The 20,805-nt window shown below is 65.5% G+C and carries 15 protein-coding genes; 8 read left to right on the forward strand and 7 right to left on the reverse strand.

What is annotated here, in order from left to right:
* Positions 1-39: 39 nt before the first annotated feature.
* Both QZ670_RS10815 and QZ670_RS10820 read right to left on the reverse strand, forming a co-directional pair.
* Positions 40-951, reverse strand: a complete 912-nt coding sequence (locus QZ670_RS10815) for a DMT family transporter (RefSeq protein WP_294254961.1) — start codon at positions 949-951, stop codon at positions 40-42.
* Positions 948-3,029, reverse strand: a complete 2,082-nt coding sequence (locus tag QZ670_RS10820; protein WP_294254964.1) for a glycoside hydrolase family 36 protein — start codon at positions 3,027-3,029, stop codon at positions 948-950. Before QZ670_RS10820 ends, QZ670_RS10815 begins: the two co-directional genes overlap by 4 nt.
* Positions 3,030-3,165: 136 nt before the next feature.
* Here QZ670_RS10820 and QZ670_RS10825 point away from each other — a divergent pair, with 136 nt between their 5' ends.
* On the forward strand, positions 3,166-4,269 hold the full coding sequence (locus QZ670_RS10825; protein WP_294254967.1) for an amidohydrolase family protein: 1,104 nt from the start codon (positions 3,166-3,168) through the stop codon (positions 4,267-4,269).
* Between the two features lie 50 nt (positions 4,270-4,319).
* Here QZ670_RS10825 and agaR read toward each other — a convergent pair whose 3' ends face one another.
* Positions 4,320-5,114, reverse strand: a complete 795-nt coding sequence (gene agaR, locus QZ670_RS10830) for a transcriptional repressor AgaR (protein ID WP_294254970.1) — start codon at positions 5,112-5,114, stop codon at positions 4,320-4,322.
* Here agaR and QZ670_RS10835 point away from each other — a divergent pair.
* The 4 genes from QZ670_RS10835 to QZ670_RS10850 all read left to right on the forward strand — a co-directional run bounded on the left by QZ670_RS10835 (position 5,107) and on the right by QZ670_RS10850 (position 9,785).
* On the forward strand, positions 5,107-5,445 hold the full coding sequence (locus tag QZ670_RS10835; RefSeq protein ID WP_294254972.1) for a hypothetical protein: 339 nt from the start codon (positions 5,107-5,109) through the stop codon (positions 5,443-5,445). The genes agaR and QZ670_RS10835 overlap by 8 nt on opposite strands.
* A gap of 65 nt (positions 5,446-5,510) precedes the next feature.
* Positions 5,511-8,369, forward strand: coding sequence for a TonB-dependent receptor (locus tag QZ670_RS10840; RefSeq protein WP_294254975.1), 2,859 nt, complete (start codon positions 5,511-5,513; stop codon positions 8,367-8,369).
* Positions 8,370-8,460: 91 nt separating this feature from the next.
* On the forward strand, positions 8,461-9,291 hold the full coding sequence (locus tag QZ670_RS10845; RefSeq protein ID WP_294254978.1) for an aldo/keto reductase: 831 nt from the start codon (positions 8,461-8,463) through the stop codon (positions 9,289-9,291).
* 5 nt (positions 9,292-9,296) lie between these two features.
* Positions 9,297-9,785 (forward strand): metallophosphoesterase family protein, encoded by a 489-nt coding sequence (locus QZ670_RS10850; protein WP_294254980.1) that lies wholly within the window; start codon positions 9,297-9,299, stop codon positions 9,783-9,785.
* Between the two features lie 663 nt (positions 9,786-10,448).
* Here the strand turns inward: QZ670_RS10850 and QZ670_RS10855 are convergent.
* The gene (locus QZ670_RS10855; RefSeq protein ID WP_294254982.1) at positions 10,449-10,895 is read right to left on the reverse strand and encodes a hypothetical protein; all 447 of its coding nucleotides are present in this window, start codon (positions 10,893-10,895) and stop codon (positions 10,449-10,451) included.
* A gap of 254 nt (positions 10,896-11,149) precedes the next feature.
* Positions 11,150-16,969: a putative Ig domain-containing protein gene (locus tag QZ670_RS10860; RefSeq protein WP_294254984.1), complete on the reverse strand. Its 5,820-nt coding sequence runs from the start codon at positions 16,967-16,969 to the stop codon at positions 11,150-11,152.
* Positions 16,970-17,290: 321 nt separating this feature from the next.
* Between QZ670_RS10860 and QZ670_RS10865 the strand changes: the two genes are divergently transcribed.
* A complete protein-coding gene (locus QZ670_RS10865) occupies positions 17,291-17,953 on the forward strand; it encodes a tail fiber protein (protein WP_294254987.1) in 663 nt (220 codons plus the stop codon).
* A gap of 61 nt (positions 17,954-18,014) precedes the next feature.
* Here QZ670_RS10865 and QZ670_RS10870 read toward each other — a convergent pair whose 3' ends face one another.
* Complete coding sequence (locus QZ670_RS10870) at positions 18,015-18,302, reverse strand: hypothetical protein (protein WP_294254990.1); 288 nt, start codon at positions 18,300-18,302, stop codon at positions 18,015-18,017.
* 110 nt (positions 18,303-18,412) lie between these two features.
* Here QZ670_RS10870 and QZ670_RS10875 point away from each other — a divergent pair, with 110 nt between their 5' ends.
* A complete protein-coding gene (locus QZ670_RS10875; RefSeq protein WP_294254993.1) occupies positions 18,413-18,982 on the forward strand; it encodes a GNAT family N-acetyltransferase in 570 nt (189 codons plus the stop codon).
* Here the strand turns inward: QZ670_RS10875 and QZ670_RS10880 are convergent.
* Positions 18,965-19,555: an aspartyl/asparaginyl beta-hydroxylase domain-containing protein gene (locus QZ670_RS10880; RefSeq protein WP_294254997.1), complete on the reverse strand. Its 591-nt coding sequence runs from the start codon at positions 19,553-19,555 to the stop codon at positions 18,965-18,967. The two genes, QZ670_RS10875 and QZ670_RS10880, sit on opposite strands and share 18 nt — an antisense overlap.
* Before the next feature lie 114 nt (positions 19,556-19,669).
* Between QZ670_RS10880 and QZ670_RS10885 the strand changes: the two genes are divergently transcribed.
* Positions 19,670-20,788: a hypothetical protein gene (locus tag QZ670_RS10885; protein WP_294255001.1), complete on the forward strand. Its 1,119-nt coding sequence runs from the start codon at positions 19,670-19,672 to the stop codon at positions 20,786-20,788.
* Positions 20,789-20,805 lie beyond the last annotated feature (17 nt).

Here is a 20,805-nt window from a genome sequence, read left to right on the forward strand (position 1 = left end):
GTAAAGAATATAACGCAATAAAGAGATGGAAAACGAAACTTACGTGTTTTCCGCTTTGGTTTCGCCGGCGCTGTCGGGCTCCACCGCGAGCAGCAGCGAGGCCGCCACCGCCAGCACGATGCCGACCAGTTTGATCGAGCCCGGCATGACGCCGAGCGCGACAAGGGAGATGATTGCGGTGGCAAGCGGCGCACCGGCATTGGTGAGCGGCGCGACGATGATCGCCTTGCCGTAGCGAAAGGCGAACACCAGCGTCAGCGCGCCGATCGCGTTGAGCAGTTGGATCACTGCCGCCAGCCCGGGCCCGTCCAGCCCGTAGTTGATCGGCCGGCTGAAATCGGTGAGTGCCAGCGCCATCGGCACCAGCGCCAGCCCGGTCACCGTCATGTAGAAGAAGATGCTTTCCCCGGACATGATCCGGTTGGCGGATTTCATGAAATAGGCCTGCAGCCCCCAGCACAGCATCACGATCAGCGCAAGCACCAGCCAGCCGCCGCCCTGCGCACTTCCGCCGGGGGCGAAATCGAAGGTCGGCAATGCCAGCAACGCCAGCACGATGCCGACGGCGCCGAGCCGCCCGGTCCGCTCCCCCATGAAGAGGAAGGAGAGCGCGATCGTCACGACCGGCGACAGCGAGATCACGGGGAAGATCAGATAGGCCGGCCCGCGCGTCACCGCGTAGAACAGCACCATCTGCCCCCCTGCCCCGAGCGCGCCGACGGCAAGGCCATAGGCAATGGCGCGCGGGTTCAGGTCCAGCTTCCACTTGGCGAGCGCTAGGACGATCAGCGCGGGCGGGACCATCGTCAGCGCCCAGACGCAATAGACCAGCGTCTCGGGAAAGCCGTGCTGGGGCGAGAGACCCGAGAACGCTCCCCAGAATCCCCACAGAACCACCGTGGTCATCGCATTGAGCAGCCAGGCGCGGCCGCTGGCACCAGGCGCCGTCATGCAGCGGCCTTTCCGTCAACGGGTGCGGTCTCGAGCATGAGGAAATGGGTGAAGCGCGCAGGCAGCATCGCCTCGGGGCCGCTGACGGTGCCGAGCGACTGGCCGGTGAAGCTGTCGGTCACGTGGTGCCGCCCCGGGGGCAGCCCGCGGAGCGCGATGGGTCCGGACCAGCTATCGGCATAGAAGGCATAGTGCATGCGCCCTTCCTTGCGGACCGCATGGCCCTCGGGCTTGTCGAAGCCGATGTCGTAGAGCCCGCCGAGATACTCGCCCTTGGGCAGCATGTTGGCGCGGTAGAGTGCGATCCACTTGCGCCACAGCGCTTCCTTTTGCGGGTTCAGCACGATGCCGCCCGGCGGCAGCGGATCGGTGGTGTTCACCGGGTCGAGCGGCCAGGTGAACTTGGTCGAGAGCACCGCGCCGATGCCGTAATGGCTGGCGAAATCATCATGCCGGTCGCTCAGCTCGACATGGTCGCCGGCGAACGGCGCGGAGGGCCCCATCATCGCCTTGAACGTCTTGCCCTTGAGGCGGACCTGCCAGGACGAGGTCGGGTCCGAAGCGGGCGTATGGTTCATGCCCGGCATATTGTGGAAGGCGAAGGCATCCCCGCAGGGGCAGATTTCCATCACCGCATGCGGGTTGATCGCAATCGCCTCGTCATAGAGCGCCTTCCAGAAGTCCTGGAGCTTCTCGTAGGATTCCTCCGGCCGCTTGTGATTGTGCGCGGGGTTATAGCAGGGGGCGACGCCGTTGAGGTGCTGGCCGTCGAGCTTCAACCCCTCGAACCCCCAGCCCAGGATGCGGCGGACCTGCGCCCGGAAATAATCGACAACCGGCGGATAGGCCGGGCACAGCGTGAACGCATCCCAGAAGCTGACATTTTGCGCTGCGCCGTTGCGATCGAGCAGCAGCATGTCGGGGTGGTCGCGCAGCAGATCGGTGCCAGGATCCGCGGCGAGCGGCGCGAGCCACAGCCGTGGGCGCATGCCGGCCGCGCGGATCTTCGCGACAAAAGCCTTCATGTCGGCGTCGCCGCGTGGAAATTTGGTGCGGTCGAGCTTCCAGTCCCCCTCCGAGGTCTGCCAGCCATCGTCGAGTACCGTCCATTCGAGGCCGATCTCGCGCGCCTTGCCCATGGCGGTGAGCACCTCGGGAATCTTGAAGTCGCGGCCATAGCCCCAGGCGCACCATACCGGCGCATAGCTCGGCTCCGGGGTGGGGGGGGCGGCGATCCCGCGCTCGGCCATCAGGCGGCGATAGGCGTCCAAGGGACGGAAATGGTCGCCGCCATGCACCATCAGGAACAGCGGCGGCAGCGCCAGCGTGCCGCCCGGCGGCAGCACCGCCGCTTCATCGCCGGCGATGCCGATACGCGTGCCGCTCGGCTGGCCCGCCACCGGCAGCGACACGAGCCGCGGCACCGTATCGACATGGCCGACAGCAAGGCCGGCATCGCGCCGCCACACCACCGCGACGGGCGTGCCGCCGCCATAGTCGGACGCGTTCATCCCCATGAAATTGCGCTGCCCGGTGCCGGGGCGGATCGGCTGCACCCAGTCCCGCCGATCGGGATAGGAGGCGCCCGAAAAGCTCCACGCGCCGTCGGGATGGGCCAGCAGATCGTGCGTCGCCGCCTGCCACCCGGCCACCGCGAGCGGCGAAGCGCCGGTGTTGCGATAGCGGATGTCGAGCAGCGCAAGGCCCGGATAGGCGCTCAGAAACGTAACCGAGATCTGCTTTTCGATGCCGCCCTGCGCGGTGCCGCGCAGATGGTGGACGCGGCCGCCGGGCACGGCTTCCTGGCTATGGTCGAGCAGCAGGAAGCGATCGACGATCCGCTGGTCTTCCAGCCGAAGCCCCTCGCCCGGCTCCATCGCGGTGATCGCGTTGCCGCCCTTGGAGACGCGCGAATGCATGCCCGTGTCGAACTCGAGGGTGAGCACCCCGTCGCCCAACGCCAGGATCGGTGCCTCCTTGAGCGTGATCCGGGCAGCGGCCGGTGCGGCCACGACCAGCGCGGCGGTGCCCGACAGCCTGCCCAGGAGGCGGCGACGGGTCAGCAGGGAATGGGACACGGAACGAACCTCTCACGAAACGCCGCTTGAAATGTGGAACATGCGGCTTTTGCGAGAATGTGCCCGAAGGTTAGCGCTTGCGCAAATCAAAACGCAACATAGTGTAAAGTTCGTTACGTTTCGTTTGGAGAGTATCATGCGCCTTTCGATGAGTCTGATCCCCATTGCCGCGCTTGCGCTCGTCGGGGCGGCGCCCGCACCCTCCACCTATAGCGAAGCCGATTTCGCACGCGTCGCCAAGCTCGACGCACATGTCCACGCCAATCGCGATGCGCCGGAGTTCCTCGCCATCGCCCGCAAGGACGGCTTCGAGCTGCTGTCGATCAATGTCGACTATCCCGACTTCCCGCCGCTCCCCACCCAGGCGGCGATCGCCTACAAGATGCATGCCGCCGATCCCAAGCGCTTCCACTTCGCCACCACCTTCTCGATGGACGGATTCGGCGGCAAGGACTGGACCGCGCAGGCGATGCGCCAGGTCGATGCCGGCTTCGCGCACGGCGCCGTCGCGGTGAAGGTGTGGAAGAATATCGGCATGATCGCCAAGGACAGCGCAGGCAAGCGCGTGTTCCTCGACGACCCGCGCTTCGACGCGATCATGGCGCATATCCAGGCGCGCGGCGTGCCGCTGATCGCGCATCAGGGCGAGCCGAAGAATTGCTGGCTCCCGCTCGACCAGATGACGACGGACAATGACCGCAGCTATTTCAGCGAGCATCCCGAATATTACATGTACCGCCACCCGGAAGAGCCCCGCTACGAACAGTTGATGGCGGCGCGCGACCGCTTCGTGGCGCGGCACCCGAAGCTGGCCTTTGACGGCGCCCATATGGCGAGCCTGGAATGGAGCGTGGACGAGCTCGCCAAGTTCCTCGATCGCTATCCCAACGCGGTGGTCGATCTCGCCGCGCGGATGAGCCAGGTGCAAGTCCAGTCCAACGCCAACCACGCCAAGGTGCGCAGCTTCTTTATCAAGTATCAGGACCGGCTAATGTACGGCACCGACCTGACCGACAGCCCGCCCGATCCCAAGGCGCGCGCACAGAACCCGCCGGCGACCGGCAATTTCATCAAGGAAGCCGACGATGCCTGGCGCTCGGACTGGCGCTACCTGGCCACGCCGCTGTCGCAGCACATCGCCGCGATCAAGGCAGAAGCGCCCGGCCTGGCGCTGCCGCGCGCGGTGATCGACAAGATCTACTATGCCAATGCGCGGCGCTTCTTCCATCTGAAGGGATGACGAGGTGGCCAGCGGCCCGGCGGGCAAAGCGCCCTGCCGGCCCGCGGCGCTCATGCCTCGTGGATGGTGAACCCCAGCCGCTGGGCCGCCGCATGAATGTCCGCCGGCACGTCCCGATCGGCGATGAGGTGATGGATCTCCTCCACCGTCACGATCCGGTGGAGGCAAACCCGACCGAATTTGGAGACATCGGTAACCGCGATCACTTCGCGTGCCGCCTCGACCATCTTGCGGTTCAGCAGCGCCTCGGGTTCGTAATGGGTGGTGATGCCGCATTCGATGTCGAACCCGTCGACGCCCAGAAAGAGCTTGTCGACGCGCAGATTCTCCAACGCCGCAACGGTCTGCGCGCCGTAAAAGGCGCGGTTCTTCCGGCGCAGCATCCCGCCCAGCATGAAGATGTTCAGCCGCTCCTTGGCGGCCAGCACCGAGAGGATGTCGAGATCGTTGGTGAGGACCGTGATGTCCTCGTCATCGGGCAGGAAGCGGGCGATCTGCAGCGTCGTCGTGCCCGAATCGAGCACGATCGATTCGCCGGGCAACACCATCGACGCGGCAAGCTTGCCGATGCGCATCTTCTCGTCAGCATGACTCGACCGCTTGACCTCGACCGCGGGCTCGGCGGTCACGTTCACCGCATCGGCGCTGATCGCCCCGCCATAGGAGCGCTGCATCACCCCCCGCGTTTCGAGATAGCGTAGGTCTTTACGGATCGTCTGCATCGAAACCCCGAAGCGCTTCGCCAGCGGCGCAACCTGCACGCTGCCCCGTTCGCGCACCATCGCGCTGATCTGCAGCCGTCGCTCGCTGGTATCGCGGACGATGCCGCCGTCTTCCTTGCCCACCTGTCTGTACCTATCGTCCTCGGCGTTTGCGCCGTTGTGCCCTTGTTATGTCCCGCGCACCCTTGTCGGGGAAGCCGACAATTTCGCCTGCCCCTTTGCCGAACAGCGCGGTGTCGCGCGCTGGTGCAACGGGCTGGTTCATCGCATCGACTATGGGCGGTTGAACCGGAGCACGGTACAAAACGAACGGCAGCGCCGCAATGGCGTGCTGGTGCATCAGGGAAAGCACGCTCCTGAGAGCGGCGCCACGAAATATATGACGTTTCGTTTTAAAGCGTTTGACATCTTTCTTTCGCGCGAGCTAGCAAAGCGCAACAAAGCGATCGATTGATGGGTCGCGCTGACAGCGGCTTGCGAGAGGGAGGAAATACCATGGGCAAGGCTCCAACATGGCGCATGATCGTGCGCACGGGCATCAGCATCGCAGCGCTGGCTACGGGCACACACGCGATGGCGCAGACCACGCAGCAAGGCCAGGACGCAGCAGCTGGCGCCGGCCAGACCAACCCTGGCTCACCCGTCCAGTCCGGCCCCGGCACCAGCGGTGATGCCACGACCACCACGGTTGCGACCGGCGACGAGATCGTCGTCCGCGGCGTGCGCGGCAGCCTGCTGCGCTCGATCGACACCAAACGCGACGCCTCCACCATCGTCGATGCCATCTCGGCCGAAGAACTCGGCAAGTTCCCCAACCGCAACGTCGCCGAAGCGCTGTCCAACATCCCCGGCGTGACCGTGGGCCGCGATGGTCGCGGCGAAGGACGCAGCGTCACCGTGCGCGGGCTGGGCGAGAATTTCGCGCTCACCACGCTGAACGGCCGCGTGTTGCCGACCGACGGGCCCGATCGCTCCTTCGCCTTCGACGTGCTCCCATCCGAAGTGATCTCGGGCGCCGAGATCCAGAAGGCGGCGCAGGCCTCGCAGCTGGAAGGCAGCATCGGCGGCAATATCGACCTGCGCACCGCGCGTCCGTTCGATCATCGCGGCTTCCATGCCGCCGGCTCGCTCGAGGGCCAGTACAACCAGTTCGCCAAGAAGGGCGGCATCAAGGCGTCGGGCGTCGTCAGCACCACCTTCGCCAACGAGACGATGGGCATCCTGGTTTCGGGAACGTACAACAAGTACAAGTTCCGCACCGACAATCTCGGCGAATATTCCAGCAACGATATCTACGACATCGTCACGGCACCCAACGGTCAGCGCAGCGTCGTCAACGCGCCCGACGGCGGCGGCGTGATCGAGCCCTATTTCTACAGCGTCGGCTATGTGCTGGGCGAGCGCGAGCGCTGGGGCGGATCGACCGCCTATCAGTGGAAGCCGTCGGACACGTTCGAGCTGCGCCTCGACGGCATCTACAGCAACTACAAGGACACCGAGCACAACCACCGCGTCTCGGTGGGCCTGACGCCGTTCGATGACAACGGCAACGTCCGCTACGATCTCGACAATGTGAAGATCGACAGCAACAAGGTGCTGACCAACTATACGGTCAACAATGCCACCATCGACGTGCTGTCGACCGACGAGCCGCGCAAATCGATCACCTACCAGCTCGGCGGCCATATCGACTGGAAGCCACTGGAGAAGCTGAGCGTCGCCGCCGACCTGTCGTACGGCAAGGCCACCAACAACACCGGCGGGCAGAATCGCTTCGTCGTGGTCGGCATCCCCGGGTCGCGCGCCGAGGTGACGACCCGCGACAACGGCATCCCGGACCTGCTCCTGACCATCCCCAATGCCGACGGTAGCGTCACCAACCGCACGCTCGACCAGGCGGGCAATGGCGACCTGCGGGCGCACTATATCGGCATCCAAGGGCAGAACATTGCCGATCGCAGCACCAGCGCCAGGCTCGACCTGACCTATGCGGCCGACAACGGCCTGCTGCGCTCGATCGCGTTCGGCGGCGTCTATACCGATCGCAAGAAGACGGTCGACGTCATCGACAACCAATATACCACCGCGAACAATTTCGGCGGCTACCCCTTCGCGCTTTCGGCGATCGGGGCGAACGTGGTGCAGGCGCCCGAGTTCACCAACATCCTGCCGAACCTCTCCGGCAACTTCCCGCGCGCGATCCCCGCGTTCGACATCGACACCTATCTGTCGTCGCTGTCCAAGGCGGAAAACAATCCCAATGTTCTCAACCCGCAAACGGGAGAGCCATATCCGACCGGCTATGCCACCCAGCGGATCGTGCCCGATCAGCTCGCTTCCTATGCGATCACGGAGCGCACCTGGAACGCCTATGTCCAGTTCAACGTCGGCGGCGATCGGTGGCGGGGAGATTTCGGCCTGCGCTACGTCAACACCACGGTCGACTCGCTCGGCTATGGCACGACGGTGCGCAGCTACCAGGTTGTCGGGGTGGGCACCGCCAATGTGGTGTTCAACCCGATCGCGCCGATCTCCGGCGGCGGCAGCTACCAGCGCCTGCTTCCCTCCGCGAACTTCGCCTATGATATCGCCGATGGCTTGCGGGTGCGCCTGGCCGCGTCGCAGGCGATTTCGCGGCCTACCTTCGGCGAGCTTTCGTCGGCGAAGGATTATTCGGCCGCGCAGTCCAACACCCCCGTGGTGACCGACGCCGGCAACCCGAACCTGAAGCCGGTCTCGGCCGACCAGGCGGACATCTCGCTCGAATATTATCCGAACCGCCGCGTCGCGCTCACGCTGGCGGGCTTCTACAAGCACCTCACCAACTTCGTGACGACGCAGGCCGTGGCGTTCGACCTCGTGCCGACCAACCAGGTCGCGGGGGCGCCGGCGAGCTTCCCGTTCACCGAACTCACCTATGTCAACGGCGACGGCGCAACCGTCTATGGCATCGAGGCCGGCGGCCAGTATTTCCTCGACAACGGGCTCGGTTTCCAGGCCAACGCAACCTACAACCGTTCACGCGCCAAGCGTGCAGGCCTGCCGACAACCGATCTGCAGGACGCAGTGCCTTTTTCGGCGAACGCCAAGATCTTCTACGAGAAGCACGGCATCAACGCGTCGGTTTCCTACCAGTATCAGTCCAGCTTCACGTCGTCCCAGTATAGCTACATCAACACGCTGGCGATCAAGCAGGTCCCCTATCACGAGCTGGCGGCAAGCATCTCCTACGACATCCTGCCGCAGGTGACGCTGTATGCGCAGGGATCGAACCTGCTCGACACGGCGACGCGGCGGTATTCCGGCTACACCAATGTACCGGCGTTCTACGAATATACCGGCCGAGCCTTCTTCTTCGGCGTGCGCGCGCGCCTCTGATCAGGCGCAGCCCCGATATTCGGCGCGTTCGCTGTCGATGCGGTCACAATCGTCCCCGGGGCGTTGACCGGCAAGGCGGATGGAGAGCGCGATGCGGACGGTCATGTTACCCGGTGGCGATCAGCTGCCTGCGTTGGGCCAGGGCACGTGGCGGATGGGGGAGCGACCGGCGCATCGCGCAGACGAGATCCGCGCGCTGCGCGAGGGCGTAGCGCTCGGCATGACGCTGATCGATACCGCCGAGATGTACGGCGACGGCGCGGCCGAGGAACTGATCGGCGAGGCGCTCGGCACGGTTCGCGACCAGCTGTTCCTGGTGAGCAAGGCCTACCCGCAACATGCCGGGCGCGAACGCCTCGCCGCCGCGTGCGAGAACAGCCTCAAGCGGCTCGGCACCGATCGGCTGGACCTGTATCTGCTACACTGGCGGGGCAGCGTGCCGCTCGGCGAAACCGTGCGGGCGATGGAGGCTCTGCAAGCGGCGGGCAAGATCCGCCATTGGGGCGTCAGCAACCTCGATGTCGACGACATGGAGGAACTGGTCGCCGCCGGCGGCAGTGCCTGCACCGTAAACCAGCTGCTGTACAACCTGACGCGCCGCGGCCCCGAGCACAGTCTGCTTCCGTGGCTCGCTGCGCATGACATCCCGGTGATGGCCTATAGCCCCGTCGAGCAGGGCCGCCTGCTGACCAATGCTACGCTCCGCCAGGTGGCCGAGACGATCGGCGCGACGCCGGTTCAGGTGGCGCTGGCATGGGCGATGCGCCGCGACGACGTGATCGCCATCCCGAAGGCGGGAACGGCGGCCCATGTGCGCGAAAACCGCGCGGCAGCCGATCTTCTGCTGTCCGAGGACGATCTCGCCCGACTCGACGCCGCCTTCTCGCCCCCGACCGCGCGTCGACCGCTCGAGATGCTCTGAAGGCGATGGCGCTGTTCTTCACTGCCGATACGCATTTCGGCGACCACCGGACGATCAACATCCATCGTCGGCCTTTCGCAACTGTCGCCGAAATGGACGAGGCGCTGATAGACGGGTGGAACGCGGTCGTAGGTCCAGCCGATACGGTGTGGCACCTGGGCGACGTTGCCCGCCGCCCTGCCGACGTCCCTGGGCTGCTCGCCCGCCTGAACGGCGTCAAACATCTGCTCCGCGGCAACAACGATCCGCCCGCGACGTGCGAGGCCGCGGGATGGTCGAGCGTGGGCGACTATGCAGAGCTGGAGGCCGAAGGGCAGTCGCTGGTGCTCTGCCATTATCCGTTCCGAAGCTGGAACGGGCAACATCGTCGCGCCATCAACCTGCACGGCCACAGCCATGGCAAGCTCAAGCCGATGCTGCGCCAGTTCGACGTGGGGGTGGACGCGCGAGGCTTCCGGCCGGTCTCGCTGACGCAGCTGCTGTCGGCCGACTAGCCGGCGCGACCGCCTGCGCTCAGTAGTTGAGGCTCCACCCTATCAGGTGCGCTACCGCCGCGACCCAGGGGATCCCGAGCAGCGCCAGCGCCACCAGTGCGCCGCGCACGCGCATCCCCTAGCCGAAGCTTTGGCGGAACACTTCGGCGAGGTTCCACATGCCGGCGTCTGCGAACCCGATGGATTTGACCACGGCGATCTGGAGCACGCCTTCGTTCGCTGCGTCAGCCTCGTTCCACTAAACCATGCGCTTAAATTCCAATGATCGACACTTGCGATCGACGCCAATTCCGTCCCAAAGGGTTGCATCTCAACCCATTTGGATGCACCTTTTACAGCAGGTCCGATCGACGATATTTGAGAAATCGTCAGGTGTTCATGGAATCGAACCGATCTGCTTTTTGCATTGACGGTATATCGCACGGTATCGAGGTTGACGGTATCTTGCTTAATACATTGATTTAATTGCTGTATTTCAGTCAGTTCGACTCCGTCCCCGGCACCATCCACCTCTCCGCATCAATCCATAAACATGTCGGAATCGGCGGATTTGCCTGTTCGACGGTATCTGATCCCTTAGGATCTGGGTCGATCGATGCCCCCCTCCTGGCATCTGACTGCATATTCGACGCTATCGGCTTCGCGCCAGCGGAGGAGATACCGTCACGCATCACCGATGCAGACGTCCGTCGAATCAAACCGCTCATGACGCAAGACATGCACGGCATGTACCGCCGCGTTCAGCCTGTCGGTGGTGGCCAATGGCGATGCGACGATCGAGATAACGGCAAACGCGGCACCATCGCCTTGGGCGTCTAGCCGGACGGACCGCTCAAGGAGGCGCGGGAGCGCCGAGACAATGCCCGGAAGCTGCTCGACGAGGGCATCACCCCTCCTCCTACGGCAAGCGGGCAGCGTCTCGGCCGGAGATACGTTCGCCGCGGTTGCTGACGAATGGCTGAAGAAGCGCGAGGCGGAGGGCGAGCGGCAAGGATGCTCGAGAAGCTGCGGTGGCTGATCGGTTTCGCCAACCCGTGGATCAGCACGCGGCCGATCGAAGATATCAGCGCGCCTGCGCTGCTTGCCATGGTGAGGACGGTAGAGGTCCAAAGGCGCTATGAGACGGCACGACGCCTCCGCAGCACCCGCAGCACCCGCAGCAGCGCCATTCGCTACGCGATCGCCACCGGACGGCCCAACGAGACGGCACCGCCGACGACAGCGGCAGTTCGCCGAGGACCATTCCGGCGAACCGCAAGCAAGCGGGCAGGCCCCGGCGGGCTTCTCCCGCCGGTGGGCTTGCGGCAGCCGAGGCTGACGTCCGTCGGCGAACCAACGCTTCGTCGAGCACCCGGCACGCCCCGTTAGAACTCCTTGCCGATCAGGACGCGCAGCGTGCCCGCCATTTCCCGCCCGCCGCCACGATAGCCCCCTTCGAAATCGACCGTCCAATCGCTCGGCAGCAACATGCGCGTGCCGAGGCTGAGCTGGTACTGGTTGCGCGACCAGCCGAAGGTACTGATGCTGTAGAACGCTTCCCCGGGGATGTCGGCGTAATCGAGCCGTTGCGCGGCCGCATCCTGCAGCTCGTGGTTCCACTCGAAGCGAAGCCGCGGGGTCATTCTGATCTCGCCATAACGCCGCTCCATCTCGAGCCGCGCGCCGAGCGTGCCCGTCAGAGAGTGGACGTCGCGACTGTCAAAGCGCAGATCCATGCGTCCGGCGCCGCTCTCCGTATAGCCGTCGAGATTGGCCCGGAGGAACTCGCCGCGCGCGTAGAGCGACCAGCGCAACGGCCCGCCTTCGCGGTCGATACCAAGCGAAACCGCACCCAGGGTAAAGTTGCCGTTCCGGTTTCCGACGGCAGTGGCGTTCGTCGTTCCCTCCAGCCGGCGGGTGGAGAAGCTCAGATCGCCGAAGCCGACCATGCCATCGACGAAGGTGCCGTCGACGGGCATCAGGCTGGCATAGGCAGCGACCAGTCGGCTTTCGCTGCGTACCCGTGCCGCACTGCCGCCGATACGGCTGACGTCGTTGCTGTAGCCGCCGCCGATACCGAAGAGGACGCCTTCCGCCAACTTGATGTCCGCGCCGGTGCTCAGGCCCGATGTGGTTGCGGTGATCTTTGCACGATCGCTCGTCGCATCCTGCGTGCCGATGTCGATGGCGCCGCCGCTCCACAGGGCCACGGAGCCCTTGCGGCGCGTACCGTCACCACCGTCACCATCGTCGTTGCCGGGCGCTGCCCCAAGCCCGGTCGCCGCCGCGCCAGCCGGCGTACTGGCCATCGCCGTGCGCGACAGGTTCCCGGGGACGGTGCCGGAGGCGCCGGCCCCATTCGGGGCCGAGGGCTTGCGGCGGGCAATGGCACCCAGCGCCGGATCCTCGCCAGACATGCGCATCCGCTCGGTGATCGCGGTCGCATAGGAATCGAATGCAGGGTTGCCGCGCACCACCGGGTGCTGGTCCTGCGAGGCCAGGCTGATGCCCATTTGCGGTTTGCCCGAACCCCCTCCGTTGTGCAGCTGCTCGGTGCGGCGCATGAAGTTCGAAACTTGCGCTCGGCCGAAGCGACGCGCGGCTTCCGCCTGTGCGTCGCTGAGCCCGCGGACATTGGGGTCAAGCGTCGGATCGGGACGCGCCGCAACCGTGACGGTGACCGTCGCCGGTGCCGAGGTGCCGAAAGCGTTGGACAACGTATATTGGATGACGATCTTGCCGCCGAAGCGTGCCGCCGGGACGATATCGAGACGATAGGCCTGGCTGGCGCCCGAGCCGCTGGCGACCACCTGGGTCACCGCTGCGTCTGCCGGAGTCATGCTGACTACCGCCGCGCCGGTGAACGGCCCGTTGGTGGCGCCGGCGGTCAGGTCGACCGATACGCGCTGGCCGTCCCCGGTTTCCGCGGTCTTCGGCAATGCCTGCGGCAGCGGGGCAACAACCTGGATGGTCACTGCTGCAGGCGCTGACCGCCCCCCCGGCCCGACCGCGACGAAGCTGAAGCTGTCCGGACCGGTATAGTTTATCGCGGGGGTGTAAACCGCCGTCACGGTCGTCACTGCGAGCGGGCGTACCCCGCCGCCGGCGGGAGAGGCGGTAATGGTTCGCAGCGTGAGCGTGCCGTGCGAGGGCGGCGTTTGGATCTCGATCGAGGTGAAATTGCCGTTCACCAGCGCGGAGAGGTCTATCTCGGACGTGCTGCCCGGTTGCGCCGTCGTGGCCGCAGGGACCGCGCTGTTGCCGGGCACTGCCGCAGGCGGGGGTGGGGTCGCAACGGTCACGTTCACGGTGGCGGGCGTCGAGGTACCGCCCGGGCCGGTGGCGGTGTAGGTGAAGCTGTCCGGCCCGAAGGAACCGCTGTTCGGAATGTAGGTGACCACATTACCGGAGACGGTGGTGCTGCCGTGAGCAGGCGCGGTGGCGACCGCGATACTGGTATAGACGCCGGATACGGACGCGGTGAGATCGATCGGTGCACCCGGGCTGTTATAGGCCACGGTCACGCCGCTGCGGTCCGCCACGGTCGGTGCCGCCGGGGTCGTCACGTTGATGCTCACCGTTCCCGGCGCGGATGTGCCGCCCGGGCCCGTCGCCGTGTAGGTGAAGCTGTCCGCCCCCATGTATCCTGCGGTTGGAATATAGGTAACGATGTCGCCTGCGACGGTCGTCGTGCCATGTGTCGGCGCGGTCACCACCGCGATGCTGGTGTGCACGCCGGTGATCGAACTGCTGAGATCGATCGCCGTACCGGTGCTGCCAGTCGGGACCTCTACGCCGCTGCGATCGGCGACTGTCGGCGCTGCGGGCGTCGCAACCACCAGACCCACGGTCGCTGGTGCGGAGGTGCCGCCCGGGCCCGTGGCCGTATAGGTGAAGCTGTCCGCGCCGTCATAGCCGGCAGTCGGGGTGTAGGTGACCACGTCGCCCGCCACGCTGGTCGTGCCGTGGGCAGGCGCGGTGGCCACGGTGATGCTGGTGTGTACGCCGGAGATCGACGTCGAAAGGTCGATCGCGGTGCCGCCGCTATTGTACGGGATCGCCACGCCGCTGCGGTTCGCGGCGGTGGGCGCTGCCGGCGTGCTGACGGTGATGCTCACCGTCGCCTGGGCCGACGTGCCCCCCGAATTGGTTGCGGTATAGGTGAAGCTGTCGGCGCCGTAATAGTCGGCAGTCGGCGTGTATTCGATCGCCAGGCCGTTGACCGTGGCGGTACCATGCGCCGGCGGCGTCACCACCGCCACGCTGGTAGCGGTCGGCCCGGACAGGGCCAGCGTGATCGAAGTCGCGGACGAATTATAGGCGACGGTGGCGCTGACCGGGCCGGTCGTCGGCGCCGAAGGCGGGCTGACCGTGAAGCTGAAGTTCTCAATGACGGCGTAGGGCGCGCCCAAACCGGACGTCGTATCCCGCGCACGAACGATGAAGCTGAACGTGCCGGCCGTTGTCGGCGTGCCCGACAAGGTGCCGCCCGTGCCGAGGCTCAGTCCCGGCGGCAGCGTGCCGCTAAACACGTCGTAGGTATAGGGCGCCGTGCCGCCACCTGCGACAAAGCCGCCGGTATAGGCCTGACCGACGGTGCCCGACAGGGGCGTCGTTGGGTCAAGCGAGAAGATGGGAGTCGTGACGATCGCCGTATAGGCCTGGCTGGCACTATAGGGGGCACCCGCACCGGTCGACTGGTCGGTCGCGGTGACCGTGAAGTTGTAGTTGTTGCTTGCCGTGGCGGTGCCGGACAGCACACCGCTGGACGATAGGGTCCAGCCAGGCGGCAGCGCGCCGGCGGTGACGGCGAAGGTATAGGCGCCGTTGCCGCCCGAAGCGGTCAGCGTCTGGCTGTACGGCGCTCCTGCGGCCCAGGGCGAGAGACTGGTGGGGGTGATGGTGATCGTCGCCGCGGCGACGGTGAGCGAATAGGCGCGATTGGCGGAGAACGGCGCGCCCGCCCCGCTCGAGCTGTCCGTGGCGGTGACGGTGAAGTTGAAGGTGCCGCCTGCGCTCGGCGTGCCCGACAGCGTTCCGCTGCTTGACAGGGTGAGGCCCGCGGGCAACGCCCCCGCCGTGACCGAATAGGTGTAAGGCGAGACGCCGCCGCTCGCGGTGATCGTCTGGCTGTAGGCGACCCCGGCGGTCGCGCCGGTCAGGGTCGTGGGGGTCAAGGCGATGGTCGGCGCGCCGACGGTGACCGAGTAGCTCTTCGACACCGAATAGGGGCCGCCGCTGCCCGCCGAGGCGCTGTCGGTCGCGGTGACGGTGAAGTTGAAGGTGCCGGTCTGGCTGGGCGTGCCCGTGAGGGTGCTCCCCGAAAGGATCAGTCCGGCAGGAAGCGTGCCCGCGGTGATGGCATAGCTGTAGGGTGCGGTGCCGCTCCCCGCGGTGAAGCTTTGCGAATAGCTCGTGCCGGCAGTGGCGGCGGGAAGCGCCCCGGCCGCCGGCGACAGCGTCAGCGTCGGCGAGGCGATGACCAGCGACAGGCTGCCGGTCGCCTGGGTGAAGCCAGAGGGCGTCGAGCTGTCCGTCACGTTCGCGGTGAAGCTGAACGTGCCGCTCGCCGTCGGCGTGCCGGTGATCGTGCAGTTGGTGTTGAGCTGGGTGCCGGCAGGAAGCGCGCCCGAGGCAAGCGTGGTGCTGCAGCTATAGGGCGAGCTGCCGCCGGTGGTGACGATCTGCACGCCGCTCAGCGCCGAGCCGCGCGTGCCGCTGCCGGTCAGGCTGGCGGAAAGCGTGGGGTTGCTGACCGGCACCGTCACCGTGGCCGGCGCCGAGGTGCCCGCGCCGTTGCTGGCGGTGTAGGTGAAACTGTCGTTGCCGCGGTAGTGGGCCGGTGCCGAATAGGTGACCAGGCCCACATTGCTGATCGAGACGCTGCCGCCATTGGCGGTGGTCGCCGATCCGACCGCGTAGGCGGTGGGGCTGTTCGTCACTTGCCCGGCGAGGCTGAACGTCGCCCCGGTCGCGCCATAGGCGACCGCCGGGGCGGTGTAGGCCGATGCCACGGGTGCCGAAACATAGGTGAACTGGTCTGCTGCGCTGGTCGCGCTGGTGCCCGCGGCGGTGGTGACGCGCACGTCCACCGTACCGGTGCCCGCGGGCGATGTGGCGGTGATCTGCGTGGCGTTGTTGACAGTGTAGCCCGCGGCCGCGGTCGCTCCGAACACGACGCCGGTCGCACCGCTCAAGTTCGTACCCGTGATCACGACGCTGGTACCGCCCGCCGTCGATCCCGACGCGGGCGAGATCGAGGTTACCGTCGGGGTGGCGACCACCACGGTACTATCGGAGTAGCTCGCGGTATTCGATGCGCCGCCGCCCGACAATTGCACGGAGGGCGTGAGTGGACTCGAGGCGTTGCTGGCGAAATTGGCGTTCAGCGTGATCGTCGGTCCCGAGCCCGCGCTGAACCCGGTCGTGCGCGAGCACGATCCCGACTGGCCCGACCCGCTGCAGCTCCAGCCCGAGCCCGAGGCGCTCGAATAGGTCATGCCGCTCGGCAGCGTGAAGGTGGCGGTGAGCGTCGCGCTGGTGGTGGCACCACCCGAGACGCTGGGCGTGATCGTGTACGCAAGCGAACCGCCCTGCACGGCATTGCCGCTGTGGCTCATCGTGACGCCGAGCGTAGTGCCCGACGAGCAGCTTATATTGATCTGGACACTTCTGGCGCTTCCATAGGGCACCGGATTGGTGTTGTTGCCAGTAATGTCGTAGCTCGACAGCCCGAGCTGCAGATTGTCAACGGAACTGGTCCCGGTGAAGGTGAACGATCCACTTCCGCTCGTGGCGGTTGAGTCCTGCAGCGAGTCCGGCGCGTAGGTGGTGTTGTTGTTCTGCGTATAGGTTACGAAGACATGCGCACCCTGCGTATTGCCCGACCAGGAATAGGTGACCGTTTCCCCGTTGACGAGCGGCTGGCTGGTGAAGTTGTAGTCGGGATTGCCGGCCGCATCGACGGTGTAGGTGCGACTGAAGGTGTTGATCTCATTGCAGGCAGCTGATGCTGCAAATGCGTGCGCCGGTGCGAAGACGAACATGCCGCCCGCCACTGCCGCGCGAAGTTTCCGCTGCGCCAGCCAGGAAGGCCACCTAGTCGCACGCGGCGAATCCACGGCATCCTCGTGGCGCGTTTCGCTGAAAACGGCAGCAGCAATCCGGCCATAGGCGGACTGCACCTTTCCCAAACCCCAAACCATGTACAAAGCCCCCAGCTGCCCTCCTCAGGGCGCTACACTCTTATAGACAATTTACTTTGTCAGCAACTGGATGCGTGGAAAATGTGAATTCCAGGTTATCGCGCTTGTACAAATCTTCTAAGATTTAGTGTATTTATCAAATATTCCGCAGTGCGGCGAGCTACCGTGACTCCAGTTTGCCGCGATGAAGCATTCTCACCATGTTTGCCAGTCGATACGTCATTGCCGCCCGGCCGATCTTCCAGAATCCTCTTGCAAATCGTCATGATCGGGTATCTAAAATACTAAATTGGCGTGATGCGGTTTTGATACGGCGCCGTCATGAAATGGTTGGAGGGGGAAGCCTTGTCGGATCCATTTATTGGCCAGATCATGCACACCGGTTTCAGTTTCGCACCGGCGGGCTGGGCATCTTGCAACGGCCAACTCGTCGCTGTTAGCCAGAATACTGCGTTGTTCGCGCTGCTGGGCACTACTTTCGGCGGCAATGGCGTAAGCACCTTCGCCTTGCCCAATGCGGCAGGCCGATCGTTTGTGGGGCTCGGCCTGAGCACAGCCAGCGGCCAGACCTATGATCCGGGCGAAGTCGGCGGCACTGAAAACCAGACGCTGACGACCGCCAACATGCCACAGCACAACCATAGCGCCACGTTCGTCGGCGCAGCGGGGCAGACAACGGCTACCGGTTCGCTTCAGGTGGTCACCGGTCAAACCACCACGCAGGTCAATACGCCTGCGGATGGCTCCCTCCTGGCGAACTGTGCGAATGCCGGTCCCGCTCAGGTAAAAATCTATGTTCCGGCAGGCACCAGCGGCACGCCGGTGAACCTGGGCGGTGTCAACATCACGGGCGGCAGCTTCACGCCGCAAGGGTCGGTCCAGGTAAACCCCGCGGGGAACAACATCCCGTTCTCCATCATGAGCCCGTTTCTGGCCATGCAGACCAATATCGCGCTTCGGGGGATCTATCCCGCACGGAATTGATCAGATGGATCCATGCGTGCCACGCGGTGTATGCGCATGGCCCGATACGCGCCCTCCACCGTCAGGAAAAAACGGCCTCGTAAAAGCGACGGTCGGAGGGTCGCAACTGCGTCAGCAGGATGGCGTGCGGGCCGCCCTTTCCGCAATCGAGATCATAGGTCCCGTCGATCAGGAAGACGTGGAGCGGCGACTCGAAGAACAGTGAAAATGGTTCGCGAACATCGAAGCCCCGCATCGGGTTGCGCCGATCGATCCGCTCCAGCGTGATTTCCACCGGCTCGGGGAGCGTTGCCACCCGCACCTTGCGACCTACCCAAGGCTCGAAGTCTTCGGGTGTAAGCAAATGCATCTTTTGTCCCGCTCCGGATTGTGCACGTTGTTGTCGGTGAAGTATCCTGCCGTGAACTATCGACTATGGGAAGCGCACGAACATCGGAATTGCGCGTCAGAGATCTGCCGTTGACCGAGAGACTATTGCGCTTCCCCCCCTTTCCGCCAAGTCGACGTCCGGCGGTCGACACCGGCGCGCTGCAAGCCTTCGGGATCACGTTGCGTGCCGCGTCGCTGGGAGATCTTCCTGAACTGGCTGGCCTGTATGCCCAACTTCGCCTGCCCGAATTGTTGTTTCACCCCTGGTCGCAGGCGGAGAAGCACGCCTTTGTCGACGAGCAATTCCGCCTCCAGCACCACCACTTCGTCCGGCATTACCGGCGGGCGGACTTCTGGATCCTGCTGCGCGACGATGTGCCAATCGGCCGCCTGTATCTCGACCGCAGCACGTCCGAATGGCGCATCATCGACATCCTTCTCGCGACCGTCTGGCGGGCCCGGGGCCTTGGCTCGAAGGTGATCGCCTGGGTCCAGCAAGGCGCTGCCGCCGCCGGCGCGCGCAGCGTGGCGCTATCGGTCGCCGTCGACAATCGACGCGCGCACCTGCTCTACACCCGCCTCGGCTTCACCGACGTGGACGCAGGTGACGGCCTCCACCAGCCCATGCGGTGGCGAGTGCCCTCAGCTCCCTCCGCATAGTTGCGCGTGCAGCCAGGGGCTCATTTCCGCGTCGATCACCAGATGGACGCGCGCGTCGGCGCCTGCGTTGTCGACGCGGTGCGGGTCGCTCAGCCGGAGATACCAGACCTCGCCGGGCGCCATCACCACGGGGTGGCGATTGACCTCGAACCGCACTTGGGAATTGGTAAGGATGGGTATGTGGAGCCGCACCAGCCCTTCTTCCGCGCAGAGACCCCCGTCGCGATGCTCGCGGATGCACGAGCCCGGTCCCAACCGCATCAGCCGTACGGAACGCAAGGCGCAATCGAAGTGGGTGAGCACCGCGCGCAGATAGGGCGCATGCTGCAAGGCTGGCGCATCGACGAAGTCGCGGGCGTCCGGCTGCGCGGCGATCTGCAGGATGGGATGGTCGGCGCCGACGGGCGTGCGGAGCGGCATCACGCCCCAGTCCCCCTTGTAGTTCTGCGGCACGAAATGCGGCGTCCAAGCGCTCCCGGCTAGCACCGCGAGATCCGCGTGCAGCCGCGCGGGATCGAAGATCAGCGGCAAGCGCACGCGATCGGGATAGACGTAGCGCATCTCCGCTTCCACGCGATCCTTCCCTCCCGGTCATCGGCTGCACCGCTTGCAAATGCGCCGCCACCTGCGATCATGCGACCGGGGAGAAGAATGCGCAACGCATTGCACGCCTTTCAGACGGCAGTGATGGCAGATCCCGAACTGCAGCGGCAGCTCGGGGCATGCGAGCGCCACGAAATCTTCTCGGCACTGGCGATGGCGGTGGCCGACCGGTTGGGACTGACACTGGCCCAAGAGGACCTCGCACCCCGCGCCCGCGCCGTGCCGGTTGAACCAACCCCGGAATGGCCTCCGCTCGAATGGCTGCCGGTGGGTTTCGTCCCGTCCGAGTACGGGCCCTTGGTCGACTGGGCCTATTTCGGCGACGACGCGCTGCAGGACAGCTTTTTCGAAGAATCGGTGCAGCGCGCGCGGTCGCGACCGTTCAATCGGGTTTTTCGCCGGGTCACCAGGCTCGACGACTTCATCGACAACGCACTGCCCGATGAAGCCGCCCCGTTGCGCGGGCTTGTGTATCACATGTCGCGCTGTGGCTCGACGCTGGTCGCACAGATGCTGGGTGCGCTGCCTGCGACGCTGTCCTTGTCGGAGCCAGGCCCGTTCGACGCAGCGATCCGTCTCGCCATGAGCAGAGCGGACCTCGCCGGCGAGCGCGGTGGCGCGCTGCTGCGCGCGATGGCCTCGGCGCTGGGCCGCGCGCGACGCAGCGAACGACACTGTTTCTTCAAGCTGGACAGCTGGCACATCCTGGCTTTCCAGCGGATCCAGGCCGCCCTCCCGCACGTGCCATGGGTTTATCTGTTTCGAGACCCGGTGGAGGTGCTCGTCTCGCAGGTGCGGCTGCGCGGGTACCAGACGGTCCCCGAGCTCGTGCCCAGCGGGCTATACGACATTGGTGACGACGTGCCCGGGCCGGAGGATCTGTGCGCCCGCATTCTGGCGAAACATCACGAGGCGGCGATTTGTGCGCTCGCCGGACCGCAGGGCATGGCGATAAACTATGCCAGCTTGCCGGACGCCCTGGCGGACAGGCTTGCCCCGCATTTCGGCCTGTCGCTGACCCGCGACGAACGGGCGGCGGTGGCGCGTGCCAGTCGCAGGAATGCCAAGGCGCCCGAACAGCTTTTTGTTCCCGACGGCGCGCGGAAGCATGTCGATGCCAGCCCGGCAATATTGGAAGCCGTACGTTGCCATCTTGCCGCGCTACATGGAAAGCTTGAAGATGCCGAGAACCTCGCAAGCTAGACCGACGATAGGACCTA

It is taken from the genome of uncultured Sphingomonas sp. (assembly GCF_913774285.1).
In the GTDB taxonomy this organism is placed as follows: domain Bacteria; phylum Pseudomonadota; class Alphaproteobacteria; order Sphingomonadales; family Sphingomonadaceae; genus Sphingomonas.